11 protein-coding genes are annotated in these 15,023 nt (G+C 51.9%); 5 read left to right on the forward strand and 6 right to left on the reverse strand.

Going from position 1 to position 15,023, the window contains the following annotated elements; genetic code table 11:
* Positions 1-167 precede the first annotated feature (167 nt).
* Positions 168-1,079: a DsbA family protein gene (locus HF324_RS11490; protein WP_168802595.1), complete on the forward strand. Its 912-nt coding sequence runs from the start codon at positions 168-170 to the stop codon at positions 1,077-1,079.
* On the opposite strand, the gene HF324_RS11495 is transcribed toward HF324_RS11490, so the two are convergent.
* Positions 1,073-3,775, reverse strand: coding sequence for a carboxypeptidase-like regulatory domain-containing protein (locus HF324_RS11495; protein WP_168859813.1), 2,703 nt, complete (start codon positions 3,773-3,775; stop codon positions 1,073-1,075). The two genes, HF324_RS11490 and HF324_RS11495, sit on opposite strands and share 7 nt — an antisense overlap.
* 270 nt (positions 3,776-4,045) lie before the next feature.
* On the opposite strand from HF324_RS11495, the gene HF324_RS11500 reads away from it, so the two are divergent.
* Complete coding sequence (locus HF324_RS11500; protein WP_168802597.1) at positions 4,046-4,480, forward strand: DUF2867 domain-containing protein; 435 nt, start codon at positions 4,046-4,048, stop codon at positions 4,478-4,480.
* Positions 4,481-4,492: 12 nt separating this feature from the next.
* A complete protein-coding gene (locus HF324_RS11505; RefSeq protein WP_168802598.1) occupies positions 4,493-4,969 on the forward strand; it encodes a DinB family protein in 477 nt (158 codons plus the stop codon).
* Here the strand turns inward: HF324_RS11505 and HF324_RS11510 are convergent, their stop codons facing one another.
* Genes HF324_RS11510 through HF324_RS11530 form a run of 5 tightly spaced genes read right to left on the reverse strand, consistent with a single transcriptional unit; the run spans position 4,970 to position 11,092 of the window.
* The gene (locus HF324_RS11510) at positions 4,970-5,965 is read right to left on the reverse strand and encodes an L-histidine N(alpha)-methyltransferase (protein WP_168859814.1); all 996 of its coding nucleotides are present in this window, start codon (positions 5,963-5,965) and stop codon (positions 4,970-4,972) included.
* Positions 5,966-5,988: 23 nt separating this feature from the next.
* The gene (gene egtB, locus HF324_RS11515; protein WP_168859815.1) at positions 5,989-7,137 is read right to left on the reverse strand and encodes an ergothioneine biosynthesis protein EgtB; all 1,149 of its coding nucleotides are present in this window, start codon (positions 7,135-7,137) and stop codon (positions 5,989-5,991) included.
* Positions 7,138-7,149: 12 nt separating this feature from the next.
* The gene (locus HF324_RS11520; RefSeq protein WP_168802601.1) at positions 7,150-8,718 is read right to left on the reverse strand and encodes an ABC transporter permease/substrate-binding protein; all 1,569 of its coding nucleotides are present in this window, start codon (positions 8,716-8,718) and stop codon (positions 7,150-7,152) included.
* Positions 8,705-9,667: an ABC transporter ATP-binding protein gene (locus tag HF324_RS11525; protein ID WP_168802602.1), complete on the reverse strand. Its 963-nt coding sequence runs from the start codon at positions 9,665-9,667 to the stop codon at positions 8,705-8,707. The genes HF324_RS11520 and HF324_RS11525 overlap by 14 nt, the downstream gene beginning before the upstream one ends.
* Before the next feature lie 45 nt (positions 9,668-9,712).
* Positions 9,713-11,092 carry a mercuric reductase gene (locus HF324_RS11530; protein WP_168859816.1) on the reverse strand — a complete coding sequence of 460 codons (1,380 nt, stop codon included), beginning with the start codon at positions 11,090-11,092 and terminating at the stop codon, positions 9,713-9,715.
* 433 nt (positions 11,093-11,525) lie between these two features.
* Here HF324_RS11530 and dusB point away from each other — a divergent pair, with 433 nt between their 5' ends.
* Positions 11,526-12,563, forward strand: coding sequence for a tRNA dihydrouridine synthase DusB (dusB, locus tag HF324_RS11535; protein WP_168859817.1), 1,038 nt, complete (start codon positions 11,526-11,528; stop codon positions 12,561-12,563).
* Between the two features lie 174 nt (positions 12,564-12,737).
* Entirely contained in the window at positions 12,738-15,005 is a 2,268-nt protein-coding gene (locus tag HF324_RS11540) for a hypothetical protein (protein WP_168859818.1), read from the forward strand.
* Positions 15,006-15,023: the final 18 nt, after the last annotated feature.

The following is a 15,023-nucleotide window of genomic DNA, read 5'->3' on the forward strand; positions in this document are numbered from 1 at the left end:
ATATTTTGATATTTGGTTATTTTTTTATTTGATTTACGGATTTTGGAATTTACGGATGTTGGAATTTTCTGAATTAACCGGGAAGATCATATCAGTCGATCTTCGCTATATTAATTCAGGAAATTCCAAAATCCGTAAATTCCAAAATCCGTAAATATTTTCACTGTATGAAAGAGCCTTTATTCTGTGACCCGGAAACCGGCGTGTGCGAGATCCCGGGCGCCACAGGTGCCGCCCCGGGCGCGAGACCTGACACCTTGCCTACTGACAAACCGTTGCAGCTTGTTTATTTTACGGACCCGATCTGCTCCACCTGCTGGGGTATAGAACCACAATGGCGCCGGTTAAAACTGGAGTACGGCCATCTGCTGGACATCCGTTACCATATGGGAGGGCTGCTGCCATCGTGGGACGTCTACAACTCCGGAGGTATCAGCGGTCCGTCCGATGTGGCCCATCACTGGGAAGAGGTGAGCGGGCATTACCAGATGCCGATAGATGGCAACGTATGGCTGGAAGACCCGTTGCCGTCCTCCTATCCGCCTTCTATCTGGTTTAAAGCAGCACAGCTGCAGGATGAGCACAAAGCCGTGATTTTCCTGCGCCGCCTGCGCGAAATGTTATTCCTGCAGAAAAAGAATATCTGCCGGCCGGAGCCTGTACTGGCTGCTGCCGCATATGCTCAGCTGGATGCAGCAAGATTACAGCAGGGCTTCGAAAGCACCGCACCGGCGTTGTTTGAGCAGGACCTGCAGCTGCGGGCGCAGATGGGCGTACGTGGCTTCCCTTCGGTGTTTATGATCAATGCCGCCGGCAATAAAGAACTGGTGTATGGCGCCAAACCCTATACGGTATTTACGACCACCCTGCATAAACTTTTCCCCGGGGCGCAGGCGCGCACCTATCTGCGCGGGCTGGATACTTTCTCTTATTTCCCCACGCTGACTACCAAAGAATATGCAGTGCTGAATGACCTGAGCATGGAAGCGGCCTATGACCAGCTGGACGCCTTCCGCCGGGACGGACACCTGGAGGTGACCATCGCCGGTGGCGGAGCCTTATGGCTGCGTTGTCAGTGAGCCGGCGGTAGCGGATGTTTACCACCCTTACGGCCATAGGAATAGGTGAGGCTGAGCATAAAATACCGGGAGAGGTTGGTGGTTTCCAGCCTTTCCCGGTAGGTTGCGCCATAGAAGGCCACCACGCTTTTATTCTGTCTTAACAGGTCAAAGGCATAAAATTTCGCTGCCAGCGCTTTGCTGGCCAGGAAACTTTTGCCGATCCACCCGTTGAGCAGGGTAAACTGTGCACCGGCATCTGTGTTTTTAGTGTACTGGACGCTGGAGCCGATATTGAAATCCAGCGGCAGCCATGCGTTGACATTGAATGTGAGCCGGTACTGGATATAGTCTGTGTAATAATCGCCCTGCAGGGAAAGCATGTTTCCCTGGTAATCCATGCCCAGCTTGGCCGTTAACTCCAGCGTTTTTCTCCAGTTATAGGAAGCGGCAATGTATTGCAGGAAAGAGATTTTTTTACTGATGTTGCTGAGATGATTGATTTGCGACAGCACCCTGTTGTAGTCAAAAGCGACGTTGTAATTGACAGTGATGCCGGGATGTTTGATCCGGAAGCCCAGCATGTTGTTATCAACAATGCCCCAGTTGCCGGACACATTGATCGGTTTGGTTACCTGTCTGCCCAGGGAATCGGTAAACACAGCGTTGGAGAAAGAATTCTGGAAGTAGCGTCCTTCCAGGTTATGCGCAAATGCCACTCCTTTAATGCTGTTGGAGAAATAGGAGACAGACAGTGTATTGATGAACGCATTCACCAGGTCGGGGTTGCCGAGTTGTACATACAGCGGGTTACTGTTGTTGTTCACCGGCCATAACATCTGGGCTGGCAGGGGCATGGTCATCCCGTTTGTATTAATCATAATGGTCTTATAGGGGTCCAGCTTGATAGCGATATTCAGCGCCCGGTCTATGTAAGTGGTGTGCCTGACGAATTTTTCCCCTGACGTGTGGTTGTTACTGTTCAGGGTACTGAGAGATAAACCGGCGGAGCCGACAATCATCAGTTTGCCCTTGTTGTAGGTGATGGAAGGTTTCACCGTATGATTGACAACCCTGCTGTCGAAACGATAGGTCAGCGAGTCATTGGGGACATAATCGTGAGAGAAGATATCAAAGTCTGATGTGTTTTGCCGGTTATTGGTAAGGAGGTTTTCGTAGGCATAGTTGATGGCCAATGCCCAGTACTTTCCCACCGGCTCGCTGTAACTGGTGCTCAGCATCAGGTCCCTGACGTTGTTTTTAGGGTCTACGTGCTGATGGATGGTATCGGCGCTGATCAGCGGATGGAAGACGTAGTTCTCGCTGAGGTTAAGCTGATAATTGTCCTGCCAGCCATTTTTCATGCCGGCATTCAGAGACAGTATCCTGCCTGTTTTTCCGAATTTATGGGAGTAGCTGATATTGGCATCCAGGGTTTTGTTGACGGCGCTGTCATTGGTGTTGAGCATGCCGCTGTTGAGCGTGTCCATACGGCCGCTGGTGGTATTGTACAGCCGTTTTTTGTTTACTTCCTTCGTTTCCCTGATCACATTGGCCGCTACGATAATTTTGTTATTGATATCAGGTTGTATCTCCATAAACATGATACCGCCGTTCAGTTTGTTGACCTGGTGGTTCTGTGTATTGCTGTGATAGAAGGTGCTGTTGCCGGACAGGATGTTTTCCCGCTCCTGTACGTCATTGCTGGTCATGTCCTGTTCCTGGTGCCGCAGGTTGACGGTCAGCTTGATTTTTTTGCTGACCTCCATGGTGGTATAGGTGCTGAAGTTGAATATTTTATTGGTCCCCTGTTGATTGAAGCCGTTGAAACTGATAGCATAGTTGGTGCCGGCGTCGCTTTGGGTATTGTTGTTGTTGGCGAGAACATCGCCGAGCACGGTGATTTTTTTGCGGAGGAGGTTGAAGGTGGTACCGGCATTGTAGCGGTCGTGCGTGCCGTAGCCGGCGGTAACGGTGCCGCGGACGCCTTTTTTCATTTCATCTTTCACGACGATGTTGAGTACTTTTTCATTTTTACCGGGTTCTGTGATACCGGAGATATTCTTTTTGTCTGATATCTGGATTTTATCTGCGAGGTCGGCCTTCAGTATTTCCATGACCCTTTTGGCGCTGGACATGTTCTGCAGCAGTGAGCGGCCGTCGATGAACAGTTCTTTGATGGGGGCGCCGAGGTAAAAGAGGTTCCCGTTTTCGTCCATGGTAAGGCCCGGGATTTTTTCGATGAGTTCGTGCATATTGGCATTGGGCAGTGAGGGCAGTTCGCCGGCGTTAAATTCGATGGTATCCTTGCGGATGGACATCAGGGGCCGGTCTGCTTTTACTTCCACCCTGCTGAGACTGATGCTGGGAGACAGCTGGATATAGCTAAAGGTCAGTGTTTTTATCCTGCCGTTGATTTCTACGGGGATCATTTCTGTACGGTTGCCCATGAAGCTGACCAGTAGCCGGTAGAACCCTGGCTGTATATTGTTAATGGCGAAATTGCCTTTTTCATCTGACTGTGTCTGTGCTTTTATACGGGCTTTCTCATCGTAAAGCAATACGGCGGCGCCGGTAAGCGTTTTCCTGGTGTCTTTCTGATAGACGGTCCCTTTAATGGTATGTTGAGCGTAAAGCTTCGAGCAGGCACAACACCCCCATAAAAGGATGAAGAGACACCGCTTGATCTGGTTGGATCCGGTTGTAGTGACCTGCATTAGATTTTTCTGTACATGTAGGAGTGAATATATTGGGTTATAAGATTTTGGTGTCAGCCGCACTAAGCTGGCGGCCGGAGATGCTTGCATTGCGTCTAAGTTCGCATTTGTGCAGATGATTGGCGAAATACAATTTCGTAAACAGTTGTTAAGCGATTGTTATCGATGGCCGGTTAACAAAGTTAAGTTTCTGGATTTACAAATGGTTGTTTGTCTAAATTCGCGTAGCAGCAGTGAGGTGTGGGCAAAGGTGATAAAAATTTTTTAGGAATGAGAAAGTATTTTGAGGACCGGCGTATAGCGAAGATAGCAGACAGGGAAAGGACATTGCAGCGGATATGGGCCATCGGGGGAAAGCGTGGCTGGTATTATGGTAACTGGATGTGGCGGTTGCGTGGTTATATGGACGAGCTGGCGGGAGGGCCGGGGCTCCGGCGGGGCCGCAGGCATCCGTTGGACCTGCAGCCGGGGGACTACCTGGATGTATGGCGGGTGGCGGTAGCGGACCGGGAAGCCGGGCGGTTATTGCTGGTGGCCGAGATGAAGTTGCCGGGAGAAGCCTGGCTGGAGTTTAAAATAGCCGGGGAGGAACTGGTGCAAACGGCCTCTTTCAGGGCCCGGGGTTTAGCAGGAAAATTGTATTGGTATAGCATGTTACCCTTTCATGGGTTTATATTTCCGGGAATGATCCGTCAACTCATTTAAACTATGTTTTCTATGGACATCAAAAAGGAGATCGTTAAAACGCTGAAAGACCTGTTATTAAAAGCGCATGCGCATGTCAGCTTTGCCGAAGCGGTAAAGGGCCTGCCGGCGGAACTGCGCGGCGTGGTGCCGGAGGGGCTGCCTTACAGTATCTGGCAACTGGTGGAGCATATCCGGATCACACAGGCGGATATCCTGGAGTTCAGCCGGGATGCCGATTATAAATCGCCCCGCTGGCCGGAAGGCTACTGGCCCAAATCACCGGCGCCGGCCAATGATCATGTCTGGCAAAAGAGCCTCGAGCAGATAAAGGCCGACACCCATGCTTTTATTGAATTGCTGGAGGCGCCGGAAGCGGATTTGTTTACCCCTTTCCCTTATGGCGACGGGCAGCATCTGTTCCGCGAGGCGGTGCTGATAGCGGACCATACCAGTTACCATACCGGTGAGATCATCGCTGTTCGCCGGTTGCTGAACGCCTGGAAATAATTATAGTCTTTTCCAGAGGGAGTCCACGAACCATTTCCTGTTATCAAAGAAACGGGCGACGGGCTGGAAGCCTGTTTCCAGTGCCAGCTGGTCTGTTTCTTCCAGCGTATATTTCTGTGATATTTCCATGTACAGCGGTTCGTAGGCTTCGAAGCTGACCTCTGCGTCCTGGCCGATTTTTACCTGTTGTTTTTCCTGGCTGATCAGGTAACTTTTGCAGGCGCCGGTACCCGGGTCGTAGGTGGGGTAGTGTTCGAATTTGCTGATGTCGAAGTTGGCGCCCAGCTCCCTGTTGATGCGGGTCAGCAGGTTGAAGTTAAAGGCGCGGGTAATACCTGCGTCGTCATTATAGGCACTGAGGATCACCTGTGGATCCTTTTTAAGGTCGAAGCCGGTCAGCAGCAGATCGCCGGGCGACAGGTAGTCCCTGAGTTCCAGGCAGAAATCATGCGCTGCGGCAGTGTTGAAATTGCCGATATTGCCCCCCATAAACAGCACTACTTTCTTTTTGCGGCTGTAGGTGTTGGCCTGCTGCAGCATATCGAAATATTCCCCGTTCAGTCCTTTCATCCGCAGGTCCGGGAGCCTGGCGGGCAGTTGTTGTTCGAGGTGCCGGATCACGTTGGCGGAGATATCGATGGGGAAGTAGGTGAAATCTGTTCCGTTGGCCAGCAGCTGCCGCAGCAGGTGGATGGACTTGGTCGCGTCGCCGGCGCCGAGTTCCACCACATCGAAGGTGGTGGCCTGCAGGGCAAGGGTGGCGGCTATTTCGGAAGAGCGGGAGGTGAGGATGTCCATTTCGCAGCCGGTGAGGTAGTACTCAGGGCATTGCATAATCTGTTGAAACAGCCGGTCGCCTTCTGCATCATAAAAATATTTGGAGTCCAGATATTTCTGCGGTGCGCTGAGCCCCTTTATTACTTCCTGATAAAATGTGCCGGTCACCGGTTTCCTTTTACAAAGGACGGTATTGCCTGGAATTACAGTGGTTTGCATACGCAGTCTTTTTAGATGAAAGCCTATTTTGCCAGCCTGATACCGGTAAACTGCCATCGTAGCGAAGGATGGAAGAAGTTGCGGTAAGTGATGCGGCTATGATGAGGGGGCGTTACTTCTGAGCCGCCCCTGAGTACCATCTGATTGATCATGAATTTACCGTTGTATTCGCCGATGGCGCCGGGTGCTTTGGTAAAGCCGGGATAGGGGAGATAGGCGCTTTCCGTCCATTCCCAGCGCTGTCCCCACGGTAAGCGGGGGGCGGCGGCTTCCCATTCGAATTCCGTCGGCAGGCGCATGCCTTTCCAGGCTGCAAAGGCGGCGGCTTCATAGTAGCTGACGTGGCACAGCGGCGCATCGGGGAGGAGGGGTTGCAACCCCTGCCAGTTGTAATGCATCCACTGGCCGTTGATGTTGTACCAGTACATCGGCATTTCCACGTTGTTTTTCTTTACCCAGTCCCATCCTTCCGCGTGCCAGTAGCGGAAATCGTGGTAGCCGCCGGCCTGGATAAAATCGAGATATTCCGCGTTGGAGACCAGCGCTTCGCTGAGGCTGTAGTCACCCAGGTATACTTTATGCCGGCCCAGTTCATTGTCAAAACAGAACCCGTTTCCCGAAAAGCCGATCTCATAAACACCTTCCTGCATCTCTAACCATGAACCGGCCGGTTTTGTTGTGGCAGGTGATGTTTTACCGGGATCATAAGCCGGGAAAAGCGGATTATGGCCCAGTATGTATTTGATGTCGGTGTACAACAATTCCTGGTGTTGTTCTTCATGATGAAGCCCGAGGGTAATGAGCGACTGCAGTTCCGGCCCGTGTTCCGTGTCGAGGAATGTCTCCATGGCTTCATCCACATGGCGGCGGTAGCGCATAATGTCTTCCACGGCGGGCCTGCTCAGGTTGCCGCGGTCTGTGCGGATCACGCGGGCGCCTACCGATTCGTAGTAGCTGTTGAACACAAAATTATATTGCGGATCAAACTCCGTGTAACCTTTAGCGTTAGGTACCAGGATAAAGGTCTCGAAGAACCAGGTGGTATGACCGAGGTGCCATTTAGGCGGACTGACATCCACTACGGGTTGTACTACATAGTCTTCCGTTTTGAGTGGTGCGCAGATATCTTCCGTTCTTTTACGTACTGTGAAATAATCTTTTTTCAACTGCATGACTACTGGTGGTTAGTGATGATGCACATATGTTGCCAAATCGGATATACTGCTGATGTGCAGCCGGGTCGCCTGTTCCCGACGCATCATCAGCGCGTAGGTATTGTTAAAGCCAATGGGTTGCAGCCATCGGAGCTGGTATTGTGTTGCAAATCCATTCTTTACATAGTCGTATACTTTCCTGCTGTCACTTATGATGCTGTCGACCGTTGGCTGTGGCGCCTGCAGGATGACCAGCAGGCCGGTGCCGGTATATTCCGGGTACATGTCTATCTGATCGTTGACCAGTGCGTCGAAGACGATTTTAGTGCCGCCGAGTCCTGTTTTGGTGGTGGCGCTCAGATCGGTGTGGCCTTCGATCAGCATTTTGTACATATTGGCCAGAATATAACCATCGCCAAAAATTTTCGCGCCGATACGGATATTGCCTTTGCTGCCGTTCCGTGCCGGTTTCCATAGCCCGGCCGACGTGAGGAAATCTTTTGCCACCTGTTGCGGATTTTGTTTGAGGTAATCCACCCGGTAGTTGAGTTCCGTCATGATGCTATCATTAATTGTACCAGAGAGTTGGTCCAGTGCCGGCGCCAGTTCAGGGTATTTGTCCAGAACGGCCTGCCGTACCACCGGAGCAGCGTAATATGGCGGGAAGATGTGTTTGTCATCTTTGAGCACCACGAGGTCAAATGCTTTCACGCGGCCGTCGGTGCTGCTGCCGCTGATCACATCCAGTTTTTTTTCATAGGCTGCTTTATACATGATCATATCACTGATCACGAGGGTGCGCAGCTGAAGGCCGTATACTTCCCGCAGGCCCACAGCGCCGTCTTTGCGGCCCATGAATTCCGGGGTGAAGCCGGCTTTGAGGCGGCTGCTGTAAGTTTCCGGAAGAAGATAGAAAGAAGACAGCAGCACGAGGATAACGGGCAGTGCCAGCGCTGTTTTCCGAGCCTTGCGCATATTGAGGCGTTGCAGGCGTGACAGCATCCAGTCGAACAGGATGGCCAGCAAGGCCGCCGGGATGGCGCCTGCCAGCATCATATTGGTATTGTTGAGTGCGATGCCGCCGAAAATGAATTCACCCAGGCCGCCGGCGGCGATATAGGCTGCCAGCGTGGCCACGCCCACATTAATAACGGTGGCCGTGCGGATGCCCGCCAGTATGACGGGCATGGCCAGCGGCAGTTGTACTTTCAGCAGCAGTTGCCGGGTATTCATACCCATGCCCGTGGCTGCTTCTGTAATATTAGGATCTACGCCAAGAATACCGGTGTAGGTGTTGCGCACCACCGGCAGCAGGGCATAGAGAAACAGTGCTACAATAGCCGGTTTGGGACCGATGCCGAGCAAGGGGATCATAAACCCCAGCAGGGCGATGCTGGGAATGGTTTGCAGAACGCCGGTAATGCCAAGCAGAGGGCCGGCCAGCCTTTTATGGCGGGATATCAGGATGCCTGCAGGCACGCCAATGCAGACGGCTATCAATACAGAGATAAACGTAAGGCCGGTATGGGTAAGGGTTTGCTCCAGCAGTTTACCGGACTGCTGCCGGACAAAATCAATAAACGTTTCAGGCGTGTCCATGCTGGCTGACAGTTTTTTTATAAGCGTTAATGGCGTTCATCAGGATGTTTCCGTCGAGGTGTTTGTCTTGTCCCTCCCAGGTGCTGCGGGCTTTATCCTCCGTGAGCTGTTCGAGTGTGTCCCAGCAGCTGGTGTCGGCAGGGAGAACGGCGCCTGTGCTGCCGCCGGCGCTATCCAGGTAAGGCCATATGTCGCGCAGCCGGAGCGATTTCAGTTCCAGCTCCAGCCGTTGTTTATCGAGGAAATGCCGCACAAAATCATTGGAGGGGTTAAACAGCAGTTCCGTGGCGGTGCCCAGTTGCTGAATACGCCCTTCATTCATGATGCAGATACGGTTGCCCAGTTCAAATGCTTCTTCCACATCATGCGTAACAAGAATGATGGTCTTGCTGTTCAGTTCATCGAGCAGTTTAAATTCTTTGCGGACGCTGATACGGGTGAGCGGGTCCAGGGCACCAAAGGGTTCATCCATCAGGAGGATGGGCGGATCTGCGGCGAGGGCGCGTGCCAGTCCTACCCGTTGCTGTTGCCCGCCGCTGAGTTGTTGCGGGTATACGTCGGCGTAGGAGGCAGGGGACAGCCGCAGTTTTTCCAGGAGGGCCAGCGCCCGGGACCGGATGCGGGCTTTGTCCCACCCCAGCAGTTGAGGTACCACACCGATATTTTCCAGTACGGTATAGTGGGGGAACAAGCCGGTGTTTTGCAGTACATACCCCATGCTGCGGCGCAGGGTCTCCGGTGTTTCTGCGCTGATATTTTTTTCGCCGATAAAGATGTCGCCTTTGTCCGGTACCAGCAACCGGTTGATCATGCGGAGGGTCGTGGTTTTACCGCAGCCGCTGGTGCCCAGGAGCACAAGCGTTTCTCCGGGCAGCACTTCGAAGGAGAGATCATTCACTGCATTTTTGCCGTGGCTGAAACTTTTTGAGACATGGGATACTTTGATCATAAAAAATACAGACGGTAGTGGGGAAAATAATACTCAGATTGACCTTTATTTTTCCAGCGTCATGAACAGGTTATTGATGGATTCTGCATACAGGGGATGTGCGAAGATCATATCCCGTAGCTGCGTTGCCGTTATACCTCCGAGCATCGCCATTTGCAGTATGGTCATGATTTCCCCGCCTTCCGTACCGATAACGGCAGCGCCCAGCAGTTGACCGGTATGTTCATGTACTATCGCTTTCATGAAGCCGGCCGTCTCTCCGGTTTCGATGGCCCTCGCTGCTTTGTCCATGCTGAGATGCGCTACTTTCACCGGGTATCCTTCCTGGCGGGCGCGCGTTTCAGAGAGACCGATGCGGCCGAGTTGCGGATCGGTGAACATGCAATAGGGCAGTTGCCGCGTATTGATGCTGAGTTCTGCTTCTTCGAACAGGTTTTTGTACAACAGGAGATGATCGTTGTAAGAGATATGGGTAAAAGCGGGACCGGGTTTTACGTCGCCTATGGCGTAGATGCCGGGGCAGCTGGTTTCCAGCTGTTCATTTACCTGTACATATCCTTTTTCGTCCAGGGTGACGTTGGTATTTCCCAGTTGCAGCGCCGCTGTCTGCGGCAGGCGCCCGGTGGCCACCAACAGATGGGTACCGGTGATGGTAGCGGACTTGCCGCCCGTCTGTACCTGAACCTGTATGTTATCTTTGCTGCCGGTAATTTTTTCCGTGGTAGCGGAGGTAAGCACCTGTATGTCTTCCGCTTCCAGGATTTTTTTGATGACGGCCGCCACGTCGGGATCTTCCTTTGACATCAGCTGCGGGCTTTTCTCCACAATGGTCACGGTGCTGCCCAAACGCCGGTACAACTGTCCCATTTCCAGCGCTATGTAGCTGCCGCCGAGGATAATCAGTTCGGGCGGCACTTTCACTTCATCCTGCAGGGTGGTGGAAGTAAAATACGGCACGTCCCGCAGACCGGGTATTTCCGGGATGTAAGGGGCTGCGCCGGTGTTGAGAAAAATATGTTCCGCAGCGAGTTCCTGTGTACCGCCATCATTCAGTTCCACGGAGAGGGTCTTTACTCCCGTGAAGGCTGCCGTGCCATACAGGACAGTAACGCCGGCCTTTTCCAGGCTTTTGGCGGTGCTGTTCCTGAACTGCTCTACCACATTGTTTTTCCGGGCTACAATAGCGGGGAGGTCAATGGTATAACCCAGATTAGGCACGCCCCATGCTTCGCTGCGGGATAACAGGTGGGCTATCCGTGCACTGGCAATCATCGTTTTGGTAGGCGTACAGCCATCGTTGATACAGGTGCCCCCCAGCTGCCGCTGTTCTATCAATGCGGTTTTCCATCCTTTTTCCGCCATTTTCCTTGCCAGGGGATTGCCGCCCTGTCCGGACCCGATTACAATTGCGTCGAATTTCTGCATGAGCTTCGTTGTTTTATCACGTTTCGTTGCGTTTTCGTTCCCAGGGTCCCGGGGCTCACGCCCCGGGCTACGATGTTGTTCAGGTTAGTTAGTGGAAAGATGTGATATGTATGGTTTGTCTGTTTTCATGGATTATGCTTCCACAGAAATGACTATAAATGATTCATTCTTAGTGCTTCATTCTTAATTCTTGTTTTTGGATGATGTTGCAGTTACCCAGGCTTTGTGAGGTTCCTCCATTAGTTAGTAATTTTCATTCACAGGACCTGAACAACATCGTAGCCCGGGGCGTGAGCCCCGGGACCGGAAAATGCGGATCAATATTCGTTCCCAAAAATGGGGTGATAAGGCGTGTTTTTGACAAACATTTGAATCCGTGGCTTGCTGTGCCCGGGGTAAATGCTGTATCTTTGCGCTCCTGAAAATACAGATTTTGGTTAAGATTGACAACATAACACTGCCCGATTTCCCTTTGTTGCTGGCTCCCATGGAGGATGTAAGCGACCCGCCTTTCCGTGCTGTCTGTAAAGACGCGGGGGCGGACCTGATGTATACTGAATTTATATCAAGTGAAGGACTGATCCGGGATGCGATCAAGTGTCGCCGCAAGCTGGATATTTTCGAATATGAAAGGCCGGTGGGCATCCAGATTTTCGGTGGTGACGAGGACAGCCTGGCTTTGGCTGCCAAAATTGTGGATGTGACCAATCCCGATTTGCTGGACATCAATTTCGGCTGTCCGGTGAAAAAGGTAGCGGGCCGTGGCGCCGGGGCAGGGGTGTTGAAGGACCTCGACCTGATGGTGCGTCTCACCGATGCCGTGGTAAAGGCCACTAAGCTGCCCGTAACGGTTAAAACACGCCTCGGGTGGGATGATGGTACCAAAAACATCGAAGAGGTGGCAGAAAGGCTTCAGGATGTCGGTATTAAAGCATTAGCAATTCACGGCCGCACCCGTTGTCAGATGTACAAAGGGGAAGCTGACTGGACGCTGATTGGAAAAGTAAAGAACAACCCCCGCATCCACATTCCGATTTTTGGTAACGGCGATATCAATTCGCCCCAGAAAGCGGTGGAATACAAAAACCGCTACGGAGTGGACGGTATCATGATCGGAAGAGCGGTTATCGGTTACCCGTGGCTGTTCCGCGAAATCAAACACTACGTGAAAACCGGTGAATTGCTGGCAGGACCTACCCTGGAAGAACGCATTGCTGTCAGTAAAAAGCACCTGCGCCTCTCCGTGGAATGGAAAGGCCCTGTGACAGGCATCAACGAAATGCGCGGCTGTTATGCCAACTATCTCAAAGGACTGCCTAACATCAAAGAATTCCGCAGCCGGCTGGTAACGTTAAAAACCGTGGAAGAAGTGGAAGCAGTGCTGGATGAAATAGAAGCGTACTACAAAGGCATCGAAATTGAAAAAGCACCCATTGAGATGATCGATTATCATCAGAAGTGCCCGTTATAAGGATGTAGGAAGAAACGTTAGCATAGGGAAGCTGTCTCATTACGAGGCAGCTTCTTCATTTGATGCCTCCGGTAAAAATAGCATTGAATTTTGTCAAATTTATTGTTGCTGCACTACCACTATTTGGTCATCTTTACGATGTCTGCCCAAGGCAGGATAGATAAAGCAACTACGATGCACAAACGAATTTTTCTGACTTTACTGGCAGTCCTGTATGCCGGCTGTTTATCGGCCCAATGGGATTTTCAGACCCGCTATTTTAAGGTCCGTGTCGATAAACGCGGGTTTATTACCAGTATGAAGAACATCACGGGGAAGACAGCCCGGGAATTCAGCCCGGCTGACAAACCTTCGCCGCTGATGCAGCTGTACGACGGGCAAAAGAAGATGTATTACGAGCCGGTAAAAGCCACCTGGCAGCCAGCCGGAAAGACGCTACTGCTGGCCTATTCCAACGGATCGGAGGCGAGGATACGCCTTACGCAGCATGCAAAATACCTGAAACTGACACTGTTGTCGCTAACTCCCGCAACCAGCATCGAGGGGATTCAATGGGGAGCATATTATACCAACATCAATAACCTTTTGGGAGAGATCATTGGCGTTGCCAGGGATACCAGCGCCGCTGTCAATTATGCGATAGGAATGCTGGCGCTGGATGACAATACGCTGGGCGGAACTTCGGCGACAACGGGGGATGCCGCGCCTTTTCAATACATCATCCATACGCCTGACGCCGGGCGGTTTCCATTGCCGGACAGCCTGCATGAAGGCCAGGTATTCAGCCTGGGTGGCGATGGCATCAGCGACGTAGCATTTTATGCGCATAAAGAGCCCTGGTACCGTATTATGTATGGCGATGCGGCTCAGGTGGATTCACTGGGGCGCATTGCGGTTTCCTATCATTCGAGGGACCGGTCCGGCAGGCGGGAAATTTTATTTTCGCTGATACCGCATATGAAGGCTAACAAGCCCAATCATATTGATGTGCAACCATTGCCCGGCGTAGGTTATATCGGATCTTCGGTGGCGTTTTGGGGGAGCCCGGACAGTACAGCGCTCCTGGATGTGCTTCGGGAGATAGTGGTGAAGGAGAAGCTACCTTATCCGACCATTAATGGCAAATGGGTAAAAGACCCCGCTGCTTTTGTTCCGGATGCTTTAACCGGCGGCGGTTTATACGATAGTATCATCTCCTATACTTCCAGGATGGGGTTTAAGACCATCAGTTTATACGATCAGGGATTTCTCAGGCCCAATCGTGGTAATGACGGATATATCGACGGAAAGCATTTTGAAAATAAACCGATAAAAATGACAGCCGGAAATATGTCACACAAGGAATTTGCCTTGCTGGCGGCCCGGCAGGGGATCGTGATCGGAAGAACACCTATCACCAACTCTTTGGCGCCCGGTACCAGGGATGCCAGCCCCGTTCCGAGCGACAGCCTTTGTTGCCAGCAAAAAAGACTGCTTGTTGGAAAGATTGGTCCGGCTGATACCATCATTACGGTAAACGATCCGGCGTACCTGGAAGAAATAGCCAGCTGGGAGGGGCATTGTGAGAACCTGAATATGATAAAGATCGGTAAAGAGCTTATTCATTACCTCGGTGTATCGGCCGCTCCGCCGTACCGGTTGTTAAACGTAAAGCGGGGATACTGGAATACGGCTCCGGCAGCCCATGCCGCGGGCGATACCATCTGCAAGCTGCAGGTGACGGTCAACTATGGTTATGACGGCGTGATCCCCAATATGCAGCTGCAGGATGAAATAGCGAAACATTATGCGGACATCTGCAAGGTCAATGGCCTGGCTTATTATGATTTTGACGGGCAGGAGTTCCTGTTTAACAACGGCCACGGCTATTACTCGGTGAAACGTTTCTTCCGCCGGATGTTTGAACATGCCGCATCCCTGGGGGTACCGTATATCCGTTTTACCGGATCTACTTTATCGGAAGGCTCATGGCATTACCAGAGCATCTGGAATGTTGGCGGAGGAAAAAACCTGTATGATGTGGATACGAGGGAATGGGGAAGTACTACCAGCCAGGGAAAAGATCTTCGTGATGTAACCTATGCCAATTTTTTCCCGGTGGGAATGGGAGGAAACTTTCCGATAACGGCAACGTCTACGCCGGCGCAGTATGAGCATATACAAGCTATCTCCGTAGGTGTGGGAACAACTTACAGCCTGAAGCTGAACCAGAAAGATGTGGAAGGCTGTCCGCAAAAGGACGCCATTTTCAAAGTGATCCGTACCTGGGAAGATGCACGCGCCGCCAATGCTTTTCCCCGCTGGGTAAAAACGATGCTGGCAGATCCGGCCAGGAACTGGAGGCTGGAGCCCGGGACGATAGCTGATACCTGGAATTTATACGACGTAACACATGGAGGCAGCCCCCGGCCAATAGTGCTGAGAAGGGCGCCGGGATATTGAAAGGGTGCCCCCGGACGG

The organism is Chitinophaga oryzae (assembly GCF_012516375.2).
GTDB classification, from domain to species: Bacteria; Bacteroidota; Bacteroidia; order Chitinophagales; family Chitinophagaceae; genus Chitinophaga; species Chitinophaga oryzae.

What these genes read in the sequence shown, in the direction of transcription:
- HF324_RS11490 (WP_168802595.1), top strand. Translation starts at nt 168, where the DNA reads ATGAAAGAGCCTTTATTCTGTGACCCGGAAACCGGCGTGTGCGAGATC.
- HF324_RS11495 (WP_168859813.1), bottom strand. Translation starts at nt 3,775, where the DNA reads ATGCAGGTCACTACAACCGGATCCAACCAGATCAAGCGGTGTCTCTTC.
- HF324_RS11500 (WP_168802597.1), top strand. Translation starts at nt 4,046, where the DNA reads ATGAGAAAGTATTTTGAGGACCGGCGTATAGCGAAGATAGCAGACAGG.
- HF324_RS11505 (WP_168802598.1), top strand. Translation starts at nt 4,493, where the DNA reads ATGGACATCAAAAAGGAGATCGTTAAAACGCTGAAAGACCTGTTATTA.
- HF324_RS11510 (WP_168859814.1), bottom strand. Translation starts at nt 5,965, where the DNA reads ATGCAAACCACTGTAATTCCAGGCAATACCGTCCTTTGTAAAAGGAAA.
- egtB (WP_168859815.1), bottom strand. Translation starts at nt 7,137, where the DNA reads ATGCAGTTGAAAAAAGATTATTTCACAGTACGTAAAAGAACGGAAGAT.
- HF324_RS11520 (WP_168802601.1), bottom strand. Translation starts at nt 8,718, where the DNA reads ATGGACACGCCTGAAACGTTTATTGATTTTGTCCGGCAGCAGTCCGGT.
- HF324_RS11525 (WP_168802602.1), bottom strand. Translation starts at nt 9,667, where the DNA reads ATGATCAAAGTATCCCATGTCTCAAAAAGTTTCAGCCACGGCAAAAAT.
- HF324_RS11530 (WP_168859816.1), bottom strand. Translation starts at nt 11,092, where the DNA reads ATGCAGAAATTCGACGCAATTGTAATCGGGTCCGGACAGGGCGGCAAT.
- HF324_RS11540 (WP_168859818.1), top strand. Translation starts at nt 12,738, where the DNA reads ATGCACAAACGAATTTTTCTGACTTTACTGGCAGTCCTGTATGCCGGC.